Genomic DNA, 22,183 nt, shown 5'->3' on the forward strand with positions numbered 1-22,183 from the left:
GCGCCGTGGTCCGCCGTCAGGCCGCGTAGCGGCTGGCCATGCTGGCGATGGTGTTCTTCATCTGTTCGCGCAAGGTGGCCGGCGCCAGCACTTCCACGCCATCGCCCAGGCCCAGCAGCCACCATTGCAGTTCGCGCGTGCTGGGTACGGTGGCGGTCAGGTGCAATGCGCCGTCGGGGCGCTCGCGCAATTGCTGGTCGGCGCTCAGCGGCGTTTCATACAGATGTTCGCCGCTGCGCCGCGCAAACACGGCTTCGAGCCGCAGCGGTTCGCCTTCGCGGATGCCCATGGCGCCGGAGGCGATGTAGGCGTCGATGTCGAAGCCTTCTTTTTTGCGCGCAGGCAAGTAGAGGATATCCGCCTGCTGCACGCGATGCAGCACCAGCGTGCGCACGTCGCTGTACTCGGCGAACAGGCACACCAGGTAGATCAGCTGGCCGCGCTGCACGATGGCCAGCGGATGGACGGCGTCGTAGCTGACGGCGGCGTCGGCGTCGCGTTTCTTGTAGCGCAGCTTCAGCTGGCGGTCCTGCAGCAGCGCCTCGTACACATTGCGCTGGCACGCCTCGTCGATGACGGGGGCCAGCAGCCGCTGCATGGGGGCGATGGTGCGTATCTTGTCCAGCCAGGCGGGCGCGTGGGCGCGCTCGTTGGTGGCGTTCAGGGTCTGGCGCGCGGCGCTGAAATAGGGCTGCATGCTGTCCAGGGTCGATGGCGGCAGGGCGTGGCGCAATTGCTGCTCCATCAGCGCCAGGGTCAGCGCGGCGGGCGTCGACAGCCCCGGCATGTCCATGCGCGCGGCGTTTTCCATCCAGCACCAGCCAAACGGTTTGCTGTCGAGCGGGCTTGTCAGTGGGAATATCTCGGCCAGGTCGAGCAAGTCGCGCTGGATGGTGCGGATGCCGATGGCAAAATCGATCGCCTTGAGCTTGTCGTGCAGTTCGGCAACCGTGATGGTGCGCGGCGCTTGCGGTATCAGGCGCAGCATTTGCCATTGACGCATGATGGTGGAGGGGCGTGGCGGGCGCTCGGACATGGTGTTTCCGTTCAATTCAGTGGCAGGATGTGTACTGTGGAGTACATAAGTTGTCGAATGGTAACATTAATTCGATGGCAATTACAGGGAGGCCAGCATGGCGGCCCTGACGCAATTGCGTCCCGCATGCTTGGCCTGGTACAGCAGCTTGTCGGCGGCGGCGACCAGGGCGGATGCGTCGGGCGCCGGTGCGCCAGGCCGGCAATCGATGGTGACGACGCCGAAGCTGGCCGTCGTCGCCGTCTGCCGCGCCAGGCTGGCGCGCAGGCGTTCGGCCAGGCGCACGCCGCCCGCCAGGTCCGTTTCAGGCAGGATCAGCAGGAATTCTTCGCCGCCGTGGCGCACCACGCTGTCGATGCCGCGGCGGGTGGCGTCGCCGAGCAGGGCGGCCACCGTGCGCAGCGCCGCGTCGCCAGCGGCGTGGCCGTGCACGTCGTTGATGCGCTTGAAGTGATCGATGTCGCACAGGATGGCGGTCAGGCTCAGGCCATGGCGCTGCGAACGGGCCAGTTCGGCGTCCAGCAGGCGTTCATCGAGGTAGCGCCGGTTGTAGCAGCCGGTCAGGTGGTCGCGCATGGCTTGTTCCAGCAGGATGCGGCGCTGCATGAACTGGGCGCGGCGCTGGCGCTGCAAGCCATGGCTGGCGCAGACGCCGCCCAGGTTCAGCGCCAGCAAGGTGGCGGCGTCGGCGGCCTGGCTGGCGCCGTGCAGGCAGAACCAGGCCAGGCTGGCGGCGCCGCCCAGGCCGGCGGCGTGCCGCGTGCCTTGCGTGATGCCGGCATATGGCAGCAACAGCAGGGCGCAGAAGGCCATGGCGTGCCAGGCGGCGTCGGCGTCCCGCAGCGAAAAACTCGTCAGGAAGCCGGCCATGCCCAGGGCGAGCACGGTGCGGCGGGCCGCCTCGCGGCAAGGCCCGGTGGCCGGGCTGCGCAGCGCCTGCCACAGGGCGCAAGCCATGGCCAGGCACCAGGCCAGCGCCAAGGGCCAGCAGTCGGGCGGCAGGAGCGCCGCGCCAAAGGCCAAGCTGGCGCTGGCGTACAGGGCCAGCGGCGGCCAGCCATGCGTCTGGCCCGGCGCCGGCAGGCGCAGATAGGCCGCTTCCTGTTGCGGATCGCGCAAGCGGGCCAGCCAGGGGTGCAGCGCCAGGCTGCGGGAGTCGTTGCTTGCATGGTGCTGCTGCATGGAAACCTGTCGGGTAGCGAATCGAAGCCTCATTCTTGCCCCGCCCTGCGACAAATTGCGACGCATCCCAAGCGTGCCCCTGAAAATCCCCAATTGGCCCTACCAGTGGCCTTAATCGTCGTGGTTGACGCGCGTGCGCACGAAGTCGATATGGCTTTGCATGGCCGTGCGCGCCTCTTCCGGCTGGCTGGCGCAGATGGCCTCGCACAGGGTGCGGTGCTGCGACAGCAGTTGCAGCGAGGTGGCGTCATCCTGCTGGCGCAGGCCCGTGCCGTTGAGCGTGATGTGTTCGCGCAGCATGCCGATGATGCTGGTGTGCAAGTGCAAGAACATGGTGTTGTGCGACGCCTGCGCGATGACTTCATGCAGCCGCGCATCGGCTTGCGCCTCGCCGTGCTTGTCGTCGACCGCGCGCGCCTGCTCCAGTTCGGCCAGCAAGGCCAGGATTTGCGCGCGTTCGCCCGCGCTGGCCCGCTGCGCGGCAAAGTAGGCCGTGGCTCCTTCGAGCACGCGGCGAAATTCCAGGATGTCATCGCGCAGGGCAGGGTGGTCGGCCACCAGCTGGCTCCACGGTGAAGCCATGCCGGTGCGCAATTGATCTGTCACAAAGACGCCGGCGCCGCGCCGGCTGCGCACGAGGCCCCGCGCCGCCAGCCGCTGCACCGCCTCGCGCACGGTATTGCGCGAAACCCCATATTGCTGCGCCAGCAGGCGTTCGGCCGGCAGTTGCGCACCCGCCGGCAAGCTGCCGTCCAGCAGGGCCGTCTCCAGCCTGCGCATCACCGTCTCGACCCTGCCCCGCGTCTGCATGCCTGTCGCCATCGCTGTTGTCTCGTCTGTTGTTTTCAAGTGGTCCGAGCAATTTGAAGCGGCGCGCGGAAGCTGGAATTATGCGTGAACCGGTCATTCTTAACAACACACAGCGGCGCCGCAGCAACACACAGAGCGCCGGGAGACACACTCATGCAGCCAGACCCGCGCCAGCCGCGCCACGCATCACGCCACTACCCGCCCGCACCGCTCCAGGTGTACCTGTTCGCCACCTGCCTGGTCGACCTGTTCGTGCCGCAGGCGGGGCTCGACGCGGTGCGCCTGCTGGAACGGGAAGGCTTGCTGGTGCACTATCCGCGCGGCCAGAGCTGCTGCGGCCAGCCCGCCTACAGCAGCGGCAACCCGGACCAGGCGCGCGCCGTGGCCCGCGCCCAGCTCGACCTGTTTGCGCAGCCGTGGCCCGTGATCGTGCCGTCCGGTTCCTGCGCCGGCATGATGCGCCACCACTGGCCGCAGCTGTTCCAGGACGACCCCGTGGCCGGTCCCAAGGCGCTGGAACTGGCCGAACGCGTGTATGAACTGAGCGAATTTCTCGTCTGCGTGCTCAAGCTCGACCTGGCCGGCCTGGCCCTGGCCGGTCCAGGGCAGGCCGATGAAAGCGTGGTGCTGCATACCTCGTGCGGGGCGCGCCGCGAGATGGGCACGCGCCCGCACGGCGTGGCCCTGCTCGACGCCCTGCCCGGCGTGACCCGCGTCGAACACCAGCGCGAGTCGGAATGCTGCGGCTTCGGCGGCACGTTCTCACTGAAACATCCGGACATTTCCGGCGCCATGGTCAGCGACAAGATCGCCTCGGCCTGCGCCACGGGCTGCGACCGGCTCGTCTCGGCCGACTGCGGCTGCCTGCTCAACATCGGCCACGCCGCCCAGCACCAGGGCGCGCCGCTGCCCGTCGAGCACCTGGCCAGCTTCTTGTGGCGCCGCACGGGAGGCGCGCCATGAGTGCGGCATTGACCGCCCGCGAACGCATGCTGGGGCGTTTGCGTGCCGCCGCACCCTCCGCGCCCGAGGCGGTGGATACCATCGATACCGTCATCGACAGCCACTACCAGGCGCGCCGCGCCGCATCTCCTCTGTCGCCGCGTCACAGGATAAGCGCCATGCAGGCAGCCTTGCGCGTCTCGCATGCGCAGGTCGACTGCGTGAGCGTGGACGCCTGGCCGGCCCTGCTGGCGCAGCGCCTCGGTGAGCACGGCGTGCGCCGTTTGCTGGTGGATGCCGCCAGCGCCGAAGGGCAGGCCTTGCGCGCCGCCTTGCCGGTGGGCGTGTCAGCGCTGTCTTTTGACCGTCCGCTGGCGCAGTGGAAGGGCGAATTGTTCGACACGGTCGACGCCGGTTTTACGGTCGCCCGCTCGGGCATTGCCGCCACGGGCACCCTGGTCATTGCGCCCGACGCGGCCGCGCCGCGCACGGTGTCGCTGGCGCCGCCCCTGCACGTCTGCCTCGTGTATGCGAGCAGCCTGCACGTGGACTTGCACGCGGCGGCGCGCGCCGAGCGCTGGGCGGACGGCATGCCATCGAACCTGGTGCTGGTGTCGGGACCGTCGAAAACGTCGGACATCCAGCAAACCCTTGCCTATGGCGCGCATGGCCCGCGCTGGCTGTGGGTGCTGATCGTCGACGACTTGCCAGCCCATGAAGGAGGCCAGCCATGAACGCCAAGCCCTTGCAATTCGTCAAACCGGCAGACTTTCACGCGCGCGCCCGCGCCGCGCTCGACGATCCGAAGCTGCGCCAGAGCTTTCGCGGCGCCATGGATTTTTTACAGGACAAGCGCAGCGCCCAGTTCCCCGACGGCGATGAACTCGAACGCCTGCGCGACATCGGCGAAGCCGTGCGCCGGCACGCGCTGGCGCGTCTGCCTGACCTGCTGGTGCAGCTGGAAGACAGGCTGACGGCGGCCGGCGTGCAGGTGCACTGGGCCGAGGATGGCGAGCAGGCCAACGCCATCATCCACGCCATCGCGCAAAAGGCCCAGGCGACGCGCTTCATCAAGGGCAAGTCGATGGCCAGCGAGGAAATCGAGCTCAATCACTACCTGGAAGCGCGCGGCATGACCTGCCTGGAGTCGGACATGGGCGAGTACATCGTCCAGCTGGCCGGCGAAAAGCCGTCGCACATCGTCATGCCGGCCATTCACAAAACCAAGGCCGACATCGCGGGCCTGTTTGCCGAGCATATTCCCGACGCGCCTTACACCGAAGACGTCGACAGCCTGATCCAGACGGGCCGGCGCGCCCTGCGCCAGGCCTTCGTCGAGGCCGACATCGGCCTGTCGGGCGTGAACTTCGCGGCGGCCGACACGGGCACCTTGTGGCTGGTGGAAAACGAGGGCAATGGCCGGCTGACGACGTCCGTGCCGGACGTGCACATCGCCATCATGGGCATGGAAAAAGTGGTTGCCAAGCTGGAGCACATCGTGCCGCTGGCCAGCCTGCTGACGCGTTCGGCCACCGGGCAGGCCATCACCACGTATTTCAACCTGATTTCCGGCCCGCGCCGCGCCGGCGAGCTCGATGGGCCGCGCGAAGTGCACCTGGTCTTGCTCGATAACGGCCGCAGCCAGGCCTACGCCGACGAGCAGCTGCGCGCCACCCTGCAATGCATACGCTGCGGCGCCTGCATGAACCACTGCCCCGTCTACACGCGCATCGGCGGCCACGCCTACGGCACCACGTATCCGGGGCCGATCGGCAAGATCATCTCGCCCCACTTGCTGGGACTCGCCGCGACGGCGGACCTGGCCACCGCGTCGAGCCTGTGCGGCGCCTGCGGCGAGGTGTGCCCCGTGCGCATCCCGATTCCGCAACTGCTGGTGCGCCTGCGCACGGAGGCGAACCGCAATCCGCATGAGGAAGTGACGCATCCGTTGCGCGGCCAGGGCGCCAAGTTCAGCCGTGGTGAAAGCCTGATCTGGCGTTTCTGGAGCGGCGCCTTTGCGCGCCCTGCCAGCTACCGCCTGTTCCGCTGGGCAGCCACGCGGTTGCGGTTGCTGACGCCGCGCGCGCAACTGGGCTGGACGCAGCACCGCAAGCCATTGACGCCGGCGCCGCGCAGCCTGGCCGACCTGCTTAATGCACGGGGGCAGGAAGAATAGCGACACCCCGCCATACCGCAAAAAACACGCTGCACACAACTACATCAAAAGCCGTTTTTTCACTCAACCCGCATCCACCGGAGGAGACCCGACATGCAAACCTGGACCCAACTTTATACACCGCTCGGCAGCCTGTGGCTGTCGTCGCTGGCGGCAGCCGTTCCCATCATCTTCTTCTTCATCGCCCTGGCGGCGCTGCGCATCAAGGGCCATGTGGCCGCCGCCGTCACGCTGGCGCTGGCGCTGGCCGTGGCCATCTTCGCCTATGGCATGCCCGTGCCGCAGGCGCTGGCGGCGGCCGGCTACGGCTTTGCGTACGGCTTGTGGCCCATCGCCTGGATCATCGTCACGGCCGTCTTCCTGTATAAAATCGTCGTCAAGACGGGGCAGATCGACATCATCCGCGCCTCCGTGCTGTCGGTCACGGACGACCAGCGCCTGCAGGTGCTGCTGATCGGCTTTGCCTTCGGCGCCTTCCTCGAAGGGGCGGCCGGTTTCGGCGCGCCCGTCGCCATCACCTCGGCGCTGCTGGTGGGCCTCGGCTTCAACCCGCTGTACGCGGCGGGCCTGTGCCTGATCGCCAACACGGCGCCCGTGGCCTTCGGCGCGATGGGCATCCCCATCATCGTGGCGGGCCAGGTGACGGGCATCGACCCCTTCCTGATCGGCGCCATGGCGGGCCGCCAGCTGCCGCTGCTGTCGCTGCTGGTGCCGTTCTGGCTGGTGTTCATGATGGATGGCTTGCGCGGCGTGCGCGAAGTGTGGCCGGCCGCGCTGGTGACGGGCTTGAGCTTTGCCGTCACCCAGTACTTCACCTCGAACCATATCGGCCCCGAGCTGCCGGACATCACCTCGGCCCTCGTCAGCCTGGTGTCGCTGACCCTGTTCCTGAAAGTGTGGCAGCCGAAGAATGCGAAAGTGGCCCATGCCGTCGGCGGCGGCACGGCCGCGCTGTCCGGTTTTGGCGGCGCGGGCGGTGCTTCGGCCGTGCGCGGCGCCGGCAATCGCGCCGCCTCGCCCTACACGACGGCGCAGACCATGCGCGCCTGGGCGCCGTTCGGCCTGTTGACGGCCATCGTCACCGTGTGGAGCCTGCCCGGCTTCAAGGCCCTGTTTGCCGCCGGCGGCGCCTTGTCCGGCCTGGTCATCAAGATCCACGTGCCCTATCTCGACAAACTGGTGATGAAGGCCATGCCCATCGTGGCCGAGCCGAAGGCGTATGAAGCCGTGTTCAAGCTCGATTTGCTGTCGGCCGTGGGCACGGCGATCTTGCTGACGGCCGTGCTGTCGATGCTGATGCTGCGCATGAAGCCGCGCGATGGCGTCAAGGCGTTCGTGGAAACCGTGGTGGAATTGCGCCGTCCCGTGCTGTCGATCGGCCTGGTGCTGGCGTTTGCCTTTGTTGCCAACTACTCGGGCATGTCGTCCACCCTGGCCCTGCTGCTGGCCGGCAGCGGCGCCGCCTTCCCGTTCTTCTCGCCCTTCCTGGGCTGGCTGGGGGTCTTCCTGACGGGGTCCGACACGTCGTCGAACGCCCTGTTCTGCTCACTGCAAAACACGACGGCGCACCAGATCGGCGTGTCCGACACCCTGATGGTGGCGGCCAACACGACGGGCGGCGTGACGGCGAAGATGATCTCGCCCCAGTCGATCGCCGTGGCCTGCGCGGCAACGGGACTGGTGGGCAGGGAATCGGACCTGTTCCGCTTTACCCTGAAGCACAGCCTGTTGTTTGCCGTCATCATCGGCATCATCACCATGCTGCAGGCGTATGTGTTCACCGGCATGATCCCGCATTGAGCGGTGCGTAGAAGTACGTAGTAAAACTAGATAAATTTTCAGCAAAACGTGCAGAAGGTCATGGAAATGACCTGATGCACTGCAGCATATCGAGGATGGCCCGGCGCAATGCCGGGTCAGCGGCGATGCCTTCCGCATCGAGTCCCGACCCCAGCAGGGGCAGGCTGATGCAGGCCTCGTCGATCAGGCGCGCCGACATGGTGCATGCCGTTTCGCGCAGCGCCGCCTGCGCATGCGTGGCGCGCGGTGCAGCGTTCAGCAGCACCAGTGGCTTGTCGATGAACGATTCATTTCCCACCATCCAGTCCAGCGCATTCTTCATGGGCCCGCTCACGCCGTGCGCGTACTCAGGGCTGGCCAGCAGCAGCACGTCGGCCGCCACGATGGCGTCGCGCAGGCCCGTCACGGCCGGCAGGCTGTCGGCGTCGAGGTCGGGATTGAACAGCGGCAGGTCACCGAGTCCCTGGTAGATGCGGATATCAAATGGCGCTGGTGCAAGCCGGGCGATGGCGCGCAGCAGGGCGGTATTGAGGGAGGCGGCACGCAGGCTGCCGGCGATGGCGAGGATGGTAATGGGCGTTTGCATCTCGCCTGTATAGCCCATCGCGCGCTCAAGCGCAAGGCGAGCAGGATGGCGCTATCGATGTTGCAACAGCCGACGATGGGCTGCTATGCGTGGCTGGTATGGCTGCGCTCTTAACGGCTCAGACCGCTCATCCAGCTTGGCTGCGGGTTGGCGCGGGCCAGTTCGCGCATGCGGTATTCCAGGTCGTAGCGGTCGGTCGATTCGGCCAGATAGGCTTCTTCATAGGCGCGTTCGCGGTGATCGCTGCTCTGGGCCAGCCAGGCGCCGACACGCTTGGCGGCGTGCAGCAAGGTGGCGATGACATTGTTGTTTTGCGTCGTGTGATAGGTAAATGCGGTAGACATGGCGAACTCCTTGTGTGGCGTGCCGCGTTGTGCTGCACTGCAACATAAGTATACCAATCCCAAGATATAAGGCTACTTTTGTTTTCGAATGTCAGCTATTCAATTATCGAATAATTGATGCGAAACCTGCGCAATCCGGGGCCTTTCGGGCATAATGCGGCCGCAGCAAGGTAGTTTTACTACGCGCTCGGCCTTGCGAAGATGTTGCTTTCAGACACGAGCGCTGCCGCTGCCTGATGGTGCCCATGCAAGCGATGGGCCAGGGCAGGGCACGACAATCTTGGATAGAACAATGGAGAAAGTATGGAACACGTAAAGCAGGGGCTGGGCGCAACGCGCGCGCAGGCCGGCACGCAAAACAATACAGGCGCCCTGATCATTGTCACGGTGCTGTTTTTCATGTGGGGGCTGCTGACCTCGCTCAATGATGTGCTGATTCCCCATCTGCGCTCGATCTACACCTTGACCTATGTCCAGGCGATGCTGGTGCAGTTCTGCTTCTTTGGCGCCTACGCCATCGTTTCGTTGCCAGCCGGCATGTTGATCAAGAAAATCGGCTACCAGCGCGGCGTCGTCGCCGGCCTGCTGATCGCCGCCGCCGGCTGCGCCATGTTCTATCCTGCTTCCACCGGCAGCTACGCGCTGTTCCTGTTGTCCTTCTTCATCCTGGCGGCCGGCATCACCGTGCTGCAGGTGGCTGCCAATCCCTACGTGACGGAATTGGGCGACCCGCAGACGGCGTCGAGCCGTCTGACCCTGACGCAGGCGTTCAACGCGCTGGGCACCACCGTGGCGCCGGCCCTGGGCGGCATGCTGATTTTGTCGGGCACCGTGCTGACGGTGCAGCAGTTCGACCTGCTGCCGGCGGCCGAGCAGCTGGCCTACCGGGCCAAGGAAGCGGCCGCCGTGCAGGGTCCGTACCTGGCGCTGGCCGCCACCCTGGTGGTGCTGGCCGTGCTGTTCGCGCTGGCCCGCTTGCCGAAGATTTCGCATGCCGACGATGCGGCGGCCCTGGCGCAGGATGGCCACAAGGTGTCGATCTGGTCGCACCGCCATCTGGTGCTGGGCGCACTGGCCATCTTCCTGTACGTGGGCGGAGAAGTGAGCATCGGCAGCTTCCTGATCAACTTCCTGGGCGAGAGCCATATCGCGGGCCTGAGCCACGCCGACGCCGCCTATTTCGTCAGCTATTACTGGGGCGGCGCCATGCTGGGCCGTTTCGTCGGTTTTGGCGTGATGCGTTATGTCAGCCCGGGCAAGACCCTGGCCTTCAACGCCGCCGTCGTCATCGCGCTGATTCTCGTCGCCGTCTTCTCCAGCGGGCACACGGCCATGTGGGCATTGATCGCCGTGGGCCTGTTCAACTCCATCATGTTCCCGACCATCTTCAGCATGGCGCTGAACAAGCTGGGCGCGCAAACGGGACAAGGCTCGGGCATCCTGTGCATGGCCATCGTCGGCGGGGCCATCGTGCCGTTCATCCAGGGCTTCCTGGCCGACCACATCAACCTGCAGCTGTCCTTCCTCGTGCCGGCCCTGTGCTACACGTTTATCCTGTACTTCGGCTGGAAATACGCCGGCATGTACAGCGAAGGCGCTGGCGCAAAGTAAGCGGCGCGGAATCGATAATGCTGAAAAGGGTGGCCGAGGCCACCCTTTTTTTTTGCGTTAATGCTCGAATTTCGTGCCCAGCACATCCTCGCACACCTCGAGCCAGGCGCGCGCAGCGTGCGACAGATAGCGCCCGCTCCAGATATGCGCCACCTGCCACGCCACTTCCGGCTCGACGATGCGCACCGTCTCAAGCGGTTCGCCGGCCAGGCGGTGGATGAACGGCTCCGGCAGCAGGGCCACGCCCAGTCCCGCCGAGGCCATCGCCACGAGCCAGTCCCATTGTCCGCTCTGCGCGGCGATGCGCGGCTCGAAGCCGGCCTGCGCGAAATACTGGCGCAGGCTGCGCGTGAGGGCGAAATCATCTTTCAATAACACCAGCGGCAGCTCGGCCAGCGCCTTGAAGGGCAAGGTCGTGCGCTGCTTCTGGAAGGTGCCCGGTTCGGCCAGCGCCCAGATCGGGTAGCTGGCGACGGGCACGGCGACGAGATCGAGTTCGGGATCGGCCGGCAGCACCGTCATGCCGATTTCCAGCTCGCCGGCCGCCACCTTGCGTTCGATCTGCTGGCCCGTGTCTTCCTGCAAGGTCAGGCTGATGTGCGGATAGCGCGCGCGGAAGGCTTTTAATACGGGCGTAAACAGCACGTTGATCATCGGCGGGATGCCGACCGTCAGGCTGCCGCGCGCCAGCGCCTGCGTGTCGCGCACTTCCAGGGTCAGCTGGCGCATGTTGGCCAGCATTTCCTGGCCGTGCTGGTAGACGATGCGGCCCGTGTCCGTCAGCGTCAGCTTGCGCCCGTCGCGCACGAGCAGCTGCGCGCCCACCTCGTCTTCCAGCTGGCGCACCATCTTGCTGATGGTCGACTGGGTCAGGTGCAGCGATTCGGCTGCCTGCGTAAAGCTCGACAGGCGCACGGTTTCGACGAAATAGCGCAGGGAACGGATATCCAAGATGGTGCTCGCCTCGGCGCGGCATGAAAATATCGACTGGATGTGGCGAAATTAATTCATGCCATGCATATGGCCGGGATTTTATACTGAATCCCACTTATGGGGTTGGTGTATGACAGCCATCCAGTTTGAGAATATTAAGAATATCAGGAGCATCACGATGTACGAGGACCGTATCCGCCACCCAGGCTTGCTCAGCAAAATCATGAGCGCCGATGAGGCAGCCAAATTGTTCCACAACGGCATGCGCGTCGGCATGAGCGGCTTTACCCGTGCCGGCGACGCCAAGGCCCTGCCGCGCGCACTGGCCGAGCGCGCCCTGCAGGACCCGCTGAGCCTGACTTTGATCACGGGCGCCTCGCTGGGCAACGGCAGCGACGGCCTGATGGCCGAGGCGGGCGTGCTGGCGCGCCGCATGCCGTTCCAGGTCGACCCGGTCTTGCGCGGCAAGATCAATAACGGCGAAGTCATGTTCATCGACCAGCATCTGTCGGAAACGGCCGAGCAGTTGCGCTCGGGTAACCTGGCTGCCGTCGACATCGCCGTCATCGAAGCGACGGCCATCACGGCCGCCGGCGCCATCATTCCGACCATGTCGGTCGGCAACTCCGCCGCCTTTGCCCAGCAGGCAACGCAGGTCATCATCGAAATCAACCTGTCCACGCCGCTGGCGCTGGAAGGCTTGCACGACATTTATATTCCACAAACCCTGCCGGGCCGCGAACCGATCCCGCTCACGCGCGTGGACCAGCGCCTGGGCAGCACGGCCATCGCCATCGACCCGGCGCGCATTGCCGCCATCGTCATCACGGACAGCCCCGACAGCCCGTCGAACGCCTTGCCTCCCGATGCGGAAACGCAGGCGATCGCCGGCCACGTGATCGCCTTTCTGGAAGGCGAAGTGGCGGCCGGACGCATGGGGCCGGAACTGCTGCCCCTGCAGGCGGGCATCGGCACCATCGCCAATGCCGTGCTGCATGGCCTGATCGGTTCGCCCTTCCAGAACATGACGATGTACTCGGAAGTGCTGCAGGACAGCGCCATCGAGCTGCTCGATTCGGGCCAGCTGGCGTTTGCTTCGGCCTCGTCGATCACGCTGTCGGCGCCCGTGCACCGGAAGCTGATGGACAATATCGATCATTACCGCTCGAAGATCGTGCTGCGGCCGCAGGAAATCAGCAACCACCCGGAAATCGTGCGCCGCCTGGGCATCATTGCACTGAACACGGCGCTCGAGTTCGATATCTACGGCAACGTCAATTCCACCCACGTGTGCGGCACGCACATGATGAACGGCATCGGCGGCTCGGGCGACTTTGCGCGCAACGGGCAAGTGTCGATGTTCGTGTCGAAATCGGCGGCCAAGGGCGGACGCATTTCCAGCGTCGTGCCGATGGTGTCGCATGTGGACCATACGGAGCATGACGTCGACGTGCTGGTGACGGAGTGGGGCTATGCGGACTTGCGGGGCCTGGCGCCGCGCGAACGGGCGCCCTTGATCATCGAGCGCTGCACCCATCCCGACTACCGCGAGCAATTGCGCGCATATTACGACGCGGCATGCCAGCGCGGTGGTCACACGCCGCACATTCTGCAAGAGGCGCTGTCGTGGCATACGCGCTACCAGGAAACGCAGAGCATGCTGGCAGCGCAGTAAGTTCGCGTCAGCGCAAACACAGGGCAGGGCGGTGCAGCACCGCGCCTGCCTTTTTCACTATTCAATACATATGCAGCGCCTTGGCGCCCAGGCCCAGCAGGGCAAACGTGGTGGTGGCCTGTATGCCCATGAACCACAGGAAGTGGGTATGCATGTGCTTGCGGATGTCGCCCAGTTCCGTGCGAAAGGCGTGGCAGTCGCCGCGCAGGTCGCCGCGAAATTGCGTCAGGTCGGCGCGCAGCAACTGCGATTCGTCGCGCAATCCCGTGCGCACCTTGTCGAGGCCCTCGCCAAGCCGCTGTTCCAGGGTCTTGAACCATTGCCGGTCATGTTCCCGGTCCGTTTCCAGTTTTGTCAGGCGCGCTTCCATGCGTACAGCATTGTGCGCGCTTTGCTGTTTGTCAAGCCGGTCCGTGGCATAGGCATCGTTCATCTCGCACTCCTTCGCGCGGGCCGCGCTGCACCAGCGCAGGCGGCGTCACTCCACTGTCCGCCTTTTTGAGCGGCCCGGTTTGCGCTGGATCAAACGTCAGGAAGCTGGTGCAAAGCGCAAGCGGATGCCTGCCGTGATGACAGCGAGCAAGTCGTCGATATGCGCGTTCATTTCCAGATGCGGCGTCCATGGGTCGCCCGCATCCATGACGATGCGCAGCGACACGAGGCCGTGCAGCGCCTGCCAGAAGATTTGCGTCATCGTGTGCAGCGCTTGCTCGTCCTGGCGTACCTGGCCCGCCTGCGCCAGTTCGCCGAACAGGTGCAGCGCGTAGGCATACGGGTCTTGCTCGATGTTGCCGTGCTCGACTTCAACGGCGTCGATTTCCGCATGCGGGCGCAATTCCATGAAAATCAGCGAATACTCGTCGGGATGCCGGAAACCATACTCGATATAGGCGCGCCCGACCAGGCTGATGCGCTGCCACGGATCGGCGCTGGTGGCGCAGGCTTCGCGCATGGCGCGCACCAGTTCCAGCAAATCCTTGTCCATGGCCTGGGCGATCAGGGTGGCCTTGTCGCGGAACAGGGCATACACGACGGTGGTGGAAAAGCCGGCCGCTTCGGCCACCTTGCGGATGGAGACGGCGCGCGCGCCGCCCTTCTTGATGAGGTCCTTGACGACGTCAATGATGTGCTCGCGCCGCGCCTGAGCCTCGCGTAACTTTCTTTCCTGGATATTAGTTAACTTCTTGTCCACGACTCTTTCCTGGCGACTCTATGAAAGCAAGAATTATAGGGGGGCGGCATGGTGCCAATGTGTCAGCCGCTGTTACAAATCAGTTTTTTGTCCGGTAGATGCAACAGCTGGCCGATTTTTCGCGCTTTTACCCGGCACTTTTCCATCGATGCCCCGGATTGGTGCATAAATCGCCGGGGCAGGCTTTGCGAACGGGGCCAAAGGGCGGAAAATAGCGGGATAGCTTACACTGCGTTTTTTAGCGCGACGGCGGTGGCCCACGAGGCGACGCCGGAACACTTACATTCGGACGGGATCATTACATGACCATTAAAATCAGCCAGAACTTCGACTCGGGCGCCATCGACGTGGTGAGCGCCACCAGTGCCGGCGCCATCGACCTGAACTTGCGCAAGGACAGCCACGCCGACATCCACCAGTGGTTCCACTTCCGCCTGCAGGGCGCGCGCGGCCAGGCGTGCACGATGCGCTTCCTGAACGCGGGCCAGGCCACGTATCCGGCCGGCTATGAAGACTACCAGGCCGTGGCCAGCTACGACAGCGAAAACTGGTTCCGCGTACCGACCTCGTTTGATGGCCAGGTCATGACGATCTCGCACACGCCGGAACTCGACAGCGTGTATTACGCCTACTTCGAGCCGTACTCGTGGGAACGCCATTTGCGCCTGCTGGGCGAAGTGGCCGAGCATCCGCTGGCGCGCGTGTCCGACCTGGGCAGCACGGTCGACGGCCGCGACATGAACATGGTTACCATCGGCAACCCGCAGGCGGAAAAGAAAATCTGGATCATCGCGCGCCAGCATCCGGGCGAATCGATGGCCGAATGGTTTGTCGAAGGCCTGATCGACTCGCTGCTGGACGACGCCAACCCGATTGCGCGCAAGCTCTTGCAGCGCGCCGTGTTCCACATCGTGCCGAACATGAACCCGGACGGTTCCATCCGCGGCAACCTGCGCACGAATGCGGCCGGCGCCAACCTGAACCGCGAATGGATGACGCCGTCGCTGGAGTCCAGCCCGGAAGTGTTGTGCGTGAAAAACAAGATCCACGAAACGGGCGTCGACATGTTCTTCGACATCCACGGCGATGAAGCGCTGCCGTACAACTTTGTGGCTGGCAACGAAATGCTGGAAAACTTTACGCCAGAGCAAGCGGCGCACCAGAAGGCCTTCATCGAGCGCTACAAGCAGTCCAGCCCCGACTTCCAGGACAAGTTCGGCTATGCGGCCAGCAAGTACAAGTCGGACATGCTGACCCTGGCGTCGAAATACATCGGCCACCACTTCGGCTGCCTGGCGCTGACGCTGGAAATGCCGTTCAAGGAAAACGCCGACTTGCCGGATCCGGCCGTGGGCTGGAATGGCGCGCGCAGCGCGGCCCTGGGCGCGGCCATGCTGCAGCCTATCCTGTTGTCGCTGGATTGATCGGCGTTGTTCATGGGCATCGAAATCGAGCGTAAATTCCTGCTGGCCAGCGACGCCTGGCGCGGCCTGGGCCAGCCGGTGCTGCTGCGCCAGGGCTATCTGTCGTCGGCGCGCGAGCGCGTGGTGCGCGTGCGCATCGAGGGCGAACAGGCGATGCTGACCATCAAGGGCGCCAACGTGGGCGCGACGCGCGGCGAGTGGGAGTATCCGATTCCGCTGGCCGACGCCGTCGAACTGCTCGATGGCCTGTGCGAACAGCCGCTGATCGAAAAGGTCCGCCACCGCATCGAACACGCGGGCATGGTATGGGAAATCGACGAGTTTCTTGGCGCCAATGCGGGCCTGGTGGTGGCCGAGATCGAGCTGGCGTCGGAAGACCAGCCGTTCGAGAAGCCGGAATGGATAGGCGCGGAAGTGTCGGGTGATGCGCGCTACTACAACGCGAATTTGATCCGCCACCCGTTTTCACAGTGGTGATGGCGCGTTAAGCGTGGCTTGAAATGCAAAAAGGCGGAACCGGGGTTCCGCCTTTTTTACGTCTGCACGATTTAGTGGAAGTGCTCGGTGCCCTGCGGCGTATCTTCCGGCATTTCCGCATGCGCCAGCTCGCCGACCGGGTCGGCAAACAGCGGCGCGCCGCAATCGTCGCAATACTCTCCGACAAAACGTTCCGCATGGCGCTTGATCTGCGTCACGCCGGCTGCGTTCAGATGCTCGATAATTTCATCGACGGGCGTCTTTTGCTTGTCCAGCGCGGCGATGCCGACCTGGATCAGGCCTTCGATCGGCGTGCCATCCTCGTCTTCCTGGCCGTACAGGGGCCAGACGATGCCGTAGATGACGTCCGGCGCCTGGCGCAGGGTGAAGGCGATGCGGTACTCGTCCACCTGACCGTCGGCCGCCTCTTCGCCGAAGCCGGCGATGACGGCGCGCAATTCCGACGGCTCGATGGCCAGCGTATGCGTCAGGTAGTGCACGGCGGCGCGCACGGAGACGGGGCGTATCAGCTTGTCCGCTTCGCGGCAGGCCACGTAGTACGCTTCCGGCAGCAGCAATTCCAGGCCGCAGCCGGGCAGCAGGCGGGCAATGGTCGGGGTGGCCTGCGCGCGCCATTGCTCCAGGGCGGCGCTGCGCTCCTTGATGAAGTCGAGCTGGCTGGCCGGCGTCTGCCAGCGGAACAGCGGCGCGCCGGCAGGCGCGACCACGGCCACCAGCAGGTAGCGGGTGTCGGCCAGGAAAGGCGCCGTTTCCGCTTCCTTGCTCGATGGCTTGACGGCCGTGCCCTTCAGGGCGGCCAGGGCCAGCTTCTGCGTCTTGGCATACGTCTCGACGTGGCTGCGCGGCAACTGGTCGATCGAGTACAGGGTCGGTGCCATGGCCATCTTCGTGCCATCGGCCAGCAGGTGGGCCGCAAAGTGCGCGGACAAGACGCCGTGCGCGTCGCCGGCCATGGGGCCGGAGGCGATGGAAAAGCGCGTCCACGCAAGGATGGGCACGGCCACCAGCAGGGCGTCGTAGCGCACCTCTTCATGCGTGATGACGGTCGATTCGCTGACGGCTTCAACGCAGTCCATCAGCACGTCGTAGGCGTTCAAGTCTTCCTTGAACAGGCTGCCCAGGGTGTTGTCAACGGTGTCCTGGTGGCCGGTTTTGAGTAATTTCTGGAGCTGCGTATCCAGGCTGTGTTCCCAGGACCGCTCTTCGAGACGGCTGGCTGCCTGCACGATCGCCTGGGCAAAGGTGACCAGGCGCTGGCTGTCGGCAGTCAGTTTATGGGATGAATCTTTGGAAGGACGACGCATAGCGGGATAAGAGTCTCGGAAAGTGAAAAAAATGGATCAGTCAAACAATGATAAACCCTTATAACCGTATTGTAGAGGATTCGGCCGCACGCAATACGTAAGCTATCTGTAGATCATGCCGATTGCCGTAATTTCAAGCGCAAACAGGGCGTATGGACGAAAAAAAGCGCCGGTCGGAACCGGCGCTCTTATCTTACATCACAGCCGGGCGGATTACTCGGCCAGCAGTTGACGCAGTACGAATGGCAGGATGCCGCCATGCTTGTAGTAATCGACTTCGATCGGCGTATCGATGCGCAGCAGGACCTTGACTTCCTGGCTGCTGCCGTCGGCGCGGTGGATCACCAGGGTAGCCAGTTGCTGTGGCTTGATTTCGCCTTCGAGGCCTTTCAGGTCGAAGGTTTCATTGCCGGTGATGCCCAGCGTTTGCACGCTGTCGTCGCCGATGAATTGCAGCGGCAACACGCCCATGCCCACCAGGTTCGAGCGGTGGATGCGCTCGAACGAACGGGTGATCACGGCTTTCACGCCCAGCAGCTGGGTGCCCTTGGCGGCCCAGTCGCGCGACGAGCCCGTACCGTACTCTTCGCCGCCGAAGACCATGGTTGGCGTGCCTTCAGCAACATATTTCATCGCTGCGTCGTAGATCGACATCTGTTCGCCGGAAGGCTGATGGATCGTGATGCCGCCTTCGACCGCCGAACCGTCCGCCTTGGCAGGGATCATGCGGTTCTTGATGCGCACGTTGGCGAAGGTGCCGCGCATCATGATTTCATGGTTGCCGCGACGCGAGCCGTAGGAGTTGAAGTCCGCCTTCAGGACGCCGTTTTCCTTCAGCCACTTGCCTGCAGGACCGTTTTCCTGGATCGAGCCGGCTGGCGAGATGTGGTCGGTGGTGATGGAATCGCCGAACACGCCCAGCGCGCGCGCGCCTTCGATGCCGGTGGCCACTGCCGCTGGCGTCATCGAGAAGTTGTCGAAGAACGGTGGTTCCGCGATGTAGGTCGATTTTGGCCAGTTGTAGACTTGACCGGAGACGGTGGTGACTTTTTCCCACAGCTTGCCTGGCGCGCCCTTGACGTCCGCGTAGTTGTCCTTGAACACCTTGGCGTTCATGGCGAACTTCATCATGGCCGACACTTCAGCCGAGGTCGGCCAGATGTCGCCCAGGTAGATGTCCTTGCCGCCCTTGCCCTTGCCGACCGGTTCCGTCATCAGGTCGCGCGTCATGTTGCCGGCGATGGCGTAGGCGACGACCAGCGGTGGCGAAGCCAGGAAGTTCGAGCGGATGTTCGGGTGAATGCGCGCTTCGAAGTTGCGGTTGCCCGACAGCACGGCCGACGCGACGATGTCGTGCGTGGCAATGGCTGCGTTCAGCTCGGGCGTCAGGTCGCCCGCATTGCCGATACAGGTGGTGCAGCCGTAGGCGGTCACGCCGAAGCCCAGTTTTTCCAGGTATGGCAGCAGGCCGGCAGCGGTCAGGTACTCGGTTACGACGCGCGAGCCAGGGGCCAGCGAGGTCTTGATGTGCGGAGCGACTTTCAGGCCCGCTTCCACGGCTTTCTTGGCCAGCAGGCCGGCAGCCAGCATCACGCTCGGGTTCGAGGTGTTGGTGCACGAGGTGATCGCGGCGATCAGCACGTCGCCGTTCGACACTTTCACGCCGTTCGTCGTTTCGTACACGGCAGCCAGGTCGGCCGGATTCTTGTTGAAGCCGTTTTCGGTCGTCGGCTTGGCGAACAGCTCGGCGAAGTTGGCCTTGACGTTGCCGATCTCGATACGGTCTTGCGGGCGTTTCGGGCCGGCCAGCGATGGGGCGACCGACGCCAGGTCCAGTTCCACCACGCGGGTGTAGTCGATCTCGCCCGCTTTTGGCACGCCGAACAGGTTTTGCGCCTTGAAGTAGCCTTCGAACGCGGCGATTTCAGCCTTGCTGCGGCCGGTGCCCTTGAAGTAATCGATGGTCGCTTCGTCGACCGGGAAGAAGCCCATGGTCGCGCCGTATTCCGGAGCCATGTTGGCGATCGTCGCGCGGTCCGTCAGGGTCAAGGACTCAGTGCCTTCGCCGAAGAATTCGACGAACTTGCCGACGACTTTTTCCTTGCGCAGCAGTTCGGTGATGGTCAGTACCAGGTCGGTGGCGGTGCAGCCTTCGCGCAGCGCGCCCGACAGGTTCACGCCGATGACGTCCGGGGTCAGGAAGTAAACCGGCTGGCCCAGCATGCCGGCTTCCGCCTCGATGCCGCCCACGCCCCAGCCGACCACGCCGATGCCGTTGATCATGGTGGTGTGCGAGTCGGTGCCGACCAGGGTGTCAGGGTAGTACACGTCGCCGGCTTTCTTGCCTGCGTGGTGCACGCCGCGCGCCAGGTACTCCAGGTTGACCTGGTGGACGATGCCGAAGCCCGGCGGCACGACGCCGAAGGTGTCGAATGCCTGCATGCCCCATTTCATGAACTGGTAGCGCTCGTTGTTGCGCGAGAATTCCAGTTTCATGTTCAGGTCCAGCGCTTTCTTTTCGCGGTAGTGATCGATGGTGACCGAGTGGTCGACCACCAGGTCGACCGGTACCAGCGGTTCGATCTTCTTGGCGTTGATGCCCATCTTGGCGGCCACGTTGCGCATCGCTGCCAGGTCGGCCAGCAGTGGAACGCCGGTGAAGTCCTGCAGCACGACGCGCGCCACTACGAACGGGATCTCGTCGGTGCGCTCGGCGGTCGGGCCCCAGCTCGCCAATTGCTTGACGTGTTCTTCGGTGACTTTTTTGCCGTCGCAGTTGCGCAATACCGATTCGAGCACGATGCGAATCGACACTGGCAGGCGGGAGACATTGATGCCCAGGCTTTTTTCCAGCGCAGGCAGGGAGTACAGCTTGCCCTTCTTGCTATCCGAAATATTAAAGTCCTTGAGCGTGTTCAGAGTGTTGCGGGACATGACCTCTCCTTGTTGGGTATCGTCTATTATTGATTATTCAAATTACAAAACATGACTGAGCCCCCGAAGAGGCCCTTGCTGCTCACATCAGCCGCCGGTAACTGGCAGCACGCCCAGCGATGGCGCGGCTTCCACCACTGCCGCCGGCTTGGCTTGCTCCGCATCCTTGCATTCATTGGCCAATTGGCGGCCCTGCTTGGAATCGAGCAGCATGCCTTTGGCCGGAATGCCGATCCAGACGAGACCATACAGACGGTTCTCGAAGCGGTTGGCGCCGGTGGTGGTGCCAACGCGGCTCAGGCGGTGCAGGCGCTTCTTCCAGCGCAGGGCGATGTGTTTGTCATCCGTGGCATTCGTGTAGATCGTGATTTTATTGCCAAGTTCGCAATTGAAGTCGGTGGAAGCCGAGCCCGTCGTGTTCGGCTCATCGGCTTCTTCCTTGTCGGCGACCGACATGGCGAGCGGATGGGCTTCCTTGGCGGCCGCCTTGGCCTTGCTGGCCTTGGCTTTCGGCTTGGCCTTGACGGCCTTGGGATTTGCCTCTGCCGTGGCGGCGAAGCTGGCCGGCGCCAGCGTGAGGGTCATGGCGCCCAGCGCGACGCTGCAGGCAATTGCTAATTTGGAGATGGACATCGTGTAATTCCTGTCAGTTTTCAGTGGTGCTGGAAGAAGGTGTATTCAGTAATGCGGCGGCCGCCTCGGGCAGGCCCAGGCCCGCCAGTTTGGCGCGTTGCAAAACGGTCCAATAATATCGGTAGCTGGCGCGGTCATGCAAGCGGCCATTTTGGGCGATCGGCCCCCAGTTGGCGCGCAGCGCTTCATTCAGGATGTTGCTGGCCTCGTTGACTTCGGACAGGCGCGGCGTGAAGGCCTTGATAATGGGTTTGATCTGGTCCGGGTGGATGCTCCACATGCGCGTATAGCCGAACTCGGCAGTAGCGCGCTGGGCGTCGTTTGCCACCACGGCCGAATCGCGCACGTCGGTTGTCACGTTATGCGAGGGCACCTTGCCGTGCGCGTGGCAGGCGGCCGCCACTTCGAGCTTGGCGCGCACCACCAGCGGGTGCGTGAACTGGCCCGGCGTGCGCATGGCGGCGGCCGGGATGGCGCCGTAATGGGCCGAGACGAAATCCATGATGCCGAAGGACAGGCATTCGACCTGGGGCAGGGCGGCGATCGCGTAGGCGTCGCGCAGCGCGCCGTGCGTCTCGATCAGGATGTGCACGGGCAGGTTGTCGCGGCCGGCGCGGCGCGCGTGCAGATTGATCAGGTCGATGGCCAGCATGGCGTCCTGCACGCCGCCCACCTTGGGCACGGCGATATAGGCCAGGCGGGCCGCGGCGGCACAGATGATTTCCACGTCGCGCGTAAAAAACGGGCTGTCGACATCGTGCACGCGCACGCCGATGCGGTTGAACTGGTTCTCGTCGCTGGCCAGCAGGCCGGCGATCATCTGCGCGTGCGCTTCTTCATTGCCGGCGCTGGCGCCATCTTCGCAGTCGAACGTGATATCGAACAGGGGCCCAAGCTCTTGTTGCAAAGCAATCGATTTACGCATCAGCTTTTCAGAGCCGGCGTAGTGGTCGCAAGCGGCGAGCAACAGCGGCTGGCGTTTGCCTTGGAATAAAACCTCGGAAGGGTGCATGCTTAAGGCATTTCTGCAGGTAAAAACTACTTGATAAAACAGCCGCGCCGCGACATGCGCGGGGCGGCCTTCTTGGCGGGCGGCGCTCTGG

Annotated in this window: 20 protein-coding genes; 8 read left to right on the plus strand and 12 right to left on the minus strand. The window is 64.3% G+C overall.

The window, feature by feature from the left end; translation table 11 throughout:
* Positions 1-16: 16 nt before the first annotated feature.
* From CBW50_RS13365 to CBW50_RS13375, 3 genes are all read right to left on the minus strand, one after another.
* Positions 17-1,036 carry a YafY family protein gene (locus CBW50_RS13365; RefSeq protein ID WP_086146022.1) on the minus strand — a complete coding sequence of 340 codons (1,020 nt, stop codon included), beginning with the start codon at positions 1,034-1,036 and terminating at the stop codon, positions 17-19.
* Between the two features lie 81 nt (positions 1,037-1,117).
* Complete coding sequence (locus tag CBW50_RS13370; RefSeq protein WP_157792294.1) at positions 1,118-2,218, minus strand: diguanylate cyclase; 1,101 nt, start codon at positions 2,216-2,218, stop codon at positions 1,118-1,120.
* A gap of 111 nt (positions 2,219-2,329) precedes the next feature.
* Positions 2,330-3,040 carry a FadR/GntR family transcriptional regulator gene (locus CBW50_RS13375; RefSeq protein ID WP_253251938.1) on the minus strand — a complete coding sequence of 237 codons (711 nt, stop codon included), beginning with the start codon at positions 3,038-3,040 and terminating at the stop codon, positions 2,330-2,332.
* A 141-nt stretch (positions 3,041-3,181) separates the two neighbouring features.
* Here CBW50_RS13375 and CBW50_RS13380 point away from each other — a divergent pair, with 141 nt between their 5' ends.
* The 4 genes from CBW50_RS13380 to CBW50_RS13395 all read left to right on the plus strand — a co-directional run bounded on the left by CBW50_RS13380 (position 3,182) and on the right by CBW50_RS13395 (position 7,946).
* Positions 3,182-3,991: a (Fe-S)-binding protein gene (locus CBW50_RS13380; protein ID WP_086146024.1), complete on the plus strand. Its 810-nt coding sequence runs from the start codon at positions 3,182-3,184 to the stop codon at positions 3,989-3,991.
* Positions 3,988-4,704: an LUD domain-containing protein gene (locus CBW50_RS13385; RefSeq protein ID WP_086146025.1), complete on the plus strand. Its 717-nt coding sequence runs from the start codon at positions 3,988-3,990 to the stop codon at positions 4,702-4,704. The genes CBW50_RS13380 and CBW50_RS13385 overlap by 4 nt, the downstream gene beginning before the upstream one ends.
* On the plus strand, positions 4,701-6,146 hold the full coding sequence (locus CBW50_RS13390) for a LutB/LldF family L-lactate oxidation iron-sulfur protein (protein ID WP_086146026.1): 1,446 nt from the start codon (positions 4,701-4,703) through the stop codon (positions 6,144-6,146). Before CBW50_RS13385 ends, CBW50_RS13390 begins: the two co-directional genes overlap by 4 nt.
* A 93-nt stretch (positions 6,147-6,239) precedes the next feature.
* Positions 6,240-7,946: a lactate permease LctP family transporter gene (locus CBW50_RS13395; protein WP_086146027.1), complete on the plus strand. Its 1,707-nt coding sequence runs from the start codon at positions 6,240-6,242 to the stop codon at positions 7,944-7,946.
* Positions 7,947-8,004: 58 nt separating this feature from the next.
* Here the strand turns inward: CBW50_RS13395 and CBW50_RS13400 are convergent, their stop codons facing one another.
* Both CBW50_RS13400 and CBW50_RS29965 read right to left on the minus strand, forming a co-directional pair.
* Entirely contained in the window at positions 8,005-8,532 is a 528-nt protein-coding gene (locus tag CBW50_RS13400) for an NADPH-dependent FMN reductase (RefSeq protein ID WP_172404759.1), read from the minus strand.
* Positions 8,533-8,642: 110 nt separating this feature from the next.
* Complete coding sequence (locus CBW50_RS29965) at positions 8,643-8,789, minus strand: DUF3563 family protein (protein WP_226935964.1); 147 nt, start codon at positions 8,787-8,789, stop codon at positions 8,643-8,645.
* A 390-nt stretch (positions 8,790-9,179) separates the two neighbouring features.
* On the opposite strand from CBW50_RS29965, the gene CBW50_RS13410 reads away from it, so the two are divergent.
* Positions 9,180-10,487, plus strand: coding sequence for a sugar MFS transporter (locus CBW50_RS13410; RefSeq protein ID WP_086146028.1), 1,308 nt, complete (start codon positions 9,180-9,182; stop codon positions 10,485-10,487).
* Between the two features lie 57 nt (positions 10,488-10,544).
* Here CBW50_RS13410 and CBW50_RS13415 read toward each other — a convergent pair whose 3' ends face one another.
* Entirely contained in the window at positions 10,545-11,438 is an 894-nt protein-coding gene (locus CBW50_RS13415) for a LysR substrate-binding domain-containing protein (RefSeq protein ID WP_086146029.1), read from the minus strand.
* 160 nt (positions 11,439-11,598) lie between these two features.
* Between CBW50_RS13415 and CBW50_RS13420 the strand changes: the two genes are divergently transcribed.
* Entirely contained in the window at positions 11,599-13,095 is a 1,497-nt protein-coding gene (locus CBW50_RS13420; protein WP_086146054.1) for an acetyl-CoA hydrolase/transferase family protein, read from the plus strand.
* A 61-nt stretch (positions 13,096-13,156) separates the two neighbouring features.
* On the opposite strand, the gene CBW50_RS13425 is transcribed toward CBW50_RS13420, so the two are convergent.
* Entirely contained in the window at positions 13,157-13,528 is a 372-nt protein-coding gene (locus CBW50_RS13425) for a hypothetical protein (RefSeq protein ID WP_086146030.1), read from the minus strand.
* A 96-nt stretch (positions 13,529-13,624) separates the two neighbouring features.
* Positions 13,625-14,287 (minus strand): TetR/AcrR family transcriptional regulator, encoded by a 663-nt coding sequence (locus CBW50_RS13430; protein ID WP_086146031.1) that lies wholly within the window; start codon positions 14,285-14,287, stop codon positions 13,625-13,627.
* Positions 14,288-14,589: 302 nt separating this feature from the next.
* On the opposite strand from CBW50_RS13430, the gene CBW50_RS13435 reads away from it, so the two are divergent.
* Positions 14,590-15,711 carry a M14-type cytosolic carboxypeptidase gene (locus CBW50_RS13435; RefSeq protein WP_086146032.1) on the plus strand — a complete coding sequence of 374 codons (1,122 nt, stop codon included), beginning with the start codon at positions 14,590-14,592 and terminating at the stop codon, positions 15,709-15,711.
* Positions 15,712-15,723: 12 nt separating this feature from the next.
* Entirely contained in the window at positions 15,724-16,188 is a 465-nt protein-coding gene (locus CBW50_RS13440) for a CYTH domain-containing protein (RefSeq protein ID WP_086146055.1), read from the plus strand.
* 71 nt (positions 16,189-16,259) lie between these two features.
* On the opposite strand, the gene CBW50_RS13445 is transcribed toward CBW50_RS13440, so the two are convergent.
* From CBW50_RS13445 to CBW50_RS13460, 4 genes are all read right to left on the minus strand, one after another.
* Positions 16,260-17,513, minus strand: coding sequence for a DUF2863 family protein (locus tag CBW50_RS13445; RefSeq protein WP_086146033.1), 1,254 nt, complete (start codon positions 17,511-17,513; stop codon positions 16,260-16,262).
* 213 nt (positions 17,514-17,726) lie between these two features.
* A complete protein-coding gene (gene acnA / locus CBW50_RS13450; RefSeq protein WP_086146034.1) occupies positions 17,727-20,447 on the minus strand; it encodes an aconitate hydratase AcnA in 2,721 nt (906 codons plus the stop codon).
* A gap of 87 nt (positions 20,448-20,534) precedes the next feature.
* The gene (locus CBW50_RS13455; protein ID WP_086146035.1) at positions 20,535-21,080 is read right to left on the minus strand and encodes a hypothetical protein; all 546 of its coding nucleotides are present in this window, start codon (positions 21,078-21,080) and stop codon (positions 20,535-20,537) included.
* 13 nt (positions 21,081-21,093) lie between these two features.
* Positions 21,094-22,092, minus strand: coding sequence for a CoA ester lyase (locus CBW50_RS13460; RefSeq protein ID WP_086146036.1), 999 nt, complete (start codon positions 22,090-22,092; stop codon positions 21,094-21,096).
* Positions 22,093-22,183: the final 91 nt, after the last annotated feature.

The organism is Janthinobacterium sp. GW458P, assembly GCF_002127585.1.
Lineage (GTDB): Bacteria > Pseudomonadota > Gammaproteobacteria > Burkholderiales > Burkholderiaceae_D > Janthinobacterium.

Excerpts from the sequence above, each read along its gene's own strand:
- CBW50_RS13445 (WP_086146033.1), bottom strand. The coding sequence starts at position 17,513 with ATGCGTCGTCCTTCCAAAGATTCATCCCATAAACTGACTGCCGACAGC.
- CBW50_RS13455 (WP_086146035.1), bottom strand. The coding sequence starts at position 21,080 with ATGTCCATCTCCAAATTAGCAATTGCCTGCAGCGTCGCGCTGGGCGCC.
- CBW50_RS13420 (WP_086146054.1), top strand. The coding sequence starts at position 11,599 with ATGTACGAGGACCGTATCCGCCACCCAGGCTTGCTCAGCAAAATCATG.
- CBW50_RS13400 (WP_172404759.1), bottom strand. The coding sequence starts at position 8,532 with ATGCAAACGCCCATTACCATCCTCGCCATCGCCGGCAGCCTGCGTGCC.
- CBW50_RS13365 (WP_086146022.1), bottom strand. The coding sequence starts at position 1,036 with ATGTCCGAGCGCCCGCCACGCCCCTCCACCATCATGCGTCAATGGCAA.
- CBW50_RS13410 (WP_086146028.1), top strand. The coding sequence starts at position 9,180 with ATGGAACACGTAAAGCAGGGGCTGGGCGCAACGCGCGCGCAGGCCGGC.
- CBW50_RS13375 (WP_253251938.1), bottom strand. The coding sequence starts at position 3,040 with ATGGCGACAGGCATGCAGACGCGGGGCAGGGTCGAGACGGTGATGCGC.
- CBW50_RS13435 (WP_086146032.1), top strand. The coding sequence starts at position 14,590 with ATGACCATTAAAATCAGCCAGAACTTCGACTCGGGCGCCATCGACGTG.
- CBW50_RS13385 (WP_086146025.1), top strand. The coding sequence starts at position 3,988 with ATGAGTGCGGCATTGACCGCCCGCGAACGCATGCTGGGGCGTTTGCGT.
- CBW50_RS13395 (WP_086146027.1), top strand. The coding sequence starts at position 6,240 with ATGCAAACCTGGACCCAACTTTATACACCGCTCGGCAGCCTGTGGCTG.
- CBW50_RS13425 (WP_086146030.1), bottom strand. The coding sequence starts at position 13,528 with ATGAACGATGCCTATGCCACGGACCGGCTTGACAAACAGCAAAGCGCG.
- CBW50_RS13390 (WP_086146026.1), top strand. The coding sequence starts at position 4,701 with ATGAACGCCAAGCCCTTGCAATTCGTCAAACCGGCAGACTTTCACGCG.
- CBW50_RS13460 (WP_086146036.1), bottom strand. The coding sequence starts at position 22,092 with ATGCACCCTTCCGAGGTTTTATTCCAAGGCAAACGCCAGCCGCTGTTG.
- CBW50_RS13370 (WP_157792294.1), bottom strand. The coding sequence starts at position 2,218 with ATGCAGCAGCACCATGCAAGCAACGACTCCCGCAGCCTGGCGCTGCAC.
- CBW50_RS13380 (WP_086146024.1), top strand. The coding sequence starts at position 3,182 with ATGCAGCCAGACCCGCGCCAGCCGCGCCACGCATCACGCCACTACCCG.
- acnA (WP_086146034.1), bottom strand. The coding sequence starts at position 20,447 with ATGTCCCGCAACACTCTGAACACGCTCAAGGACTTTAATATTTCGGAT.
- CBW50_RS13440 (WP_086146055.1), top strand. The coding sequence starts at position 15,724 with ATGGGCATCGAAATCGAGCGTAAATTCCTGCTGGCCAGCGACGCCTGG.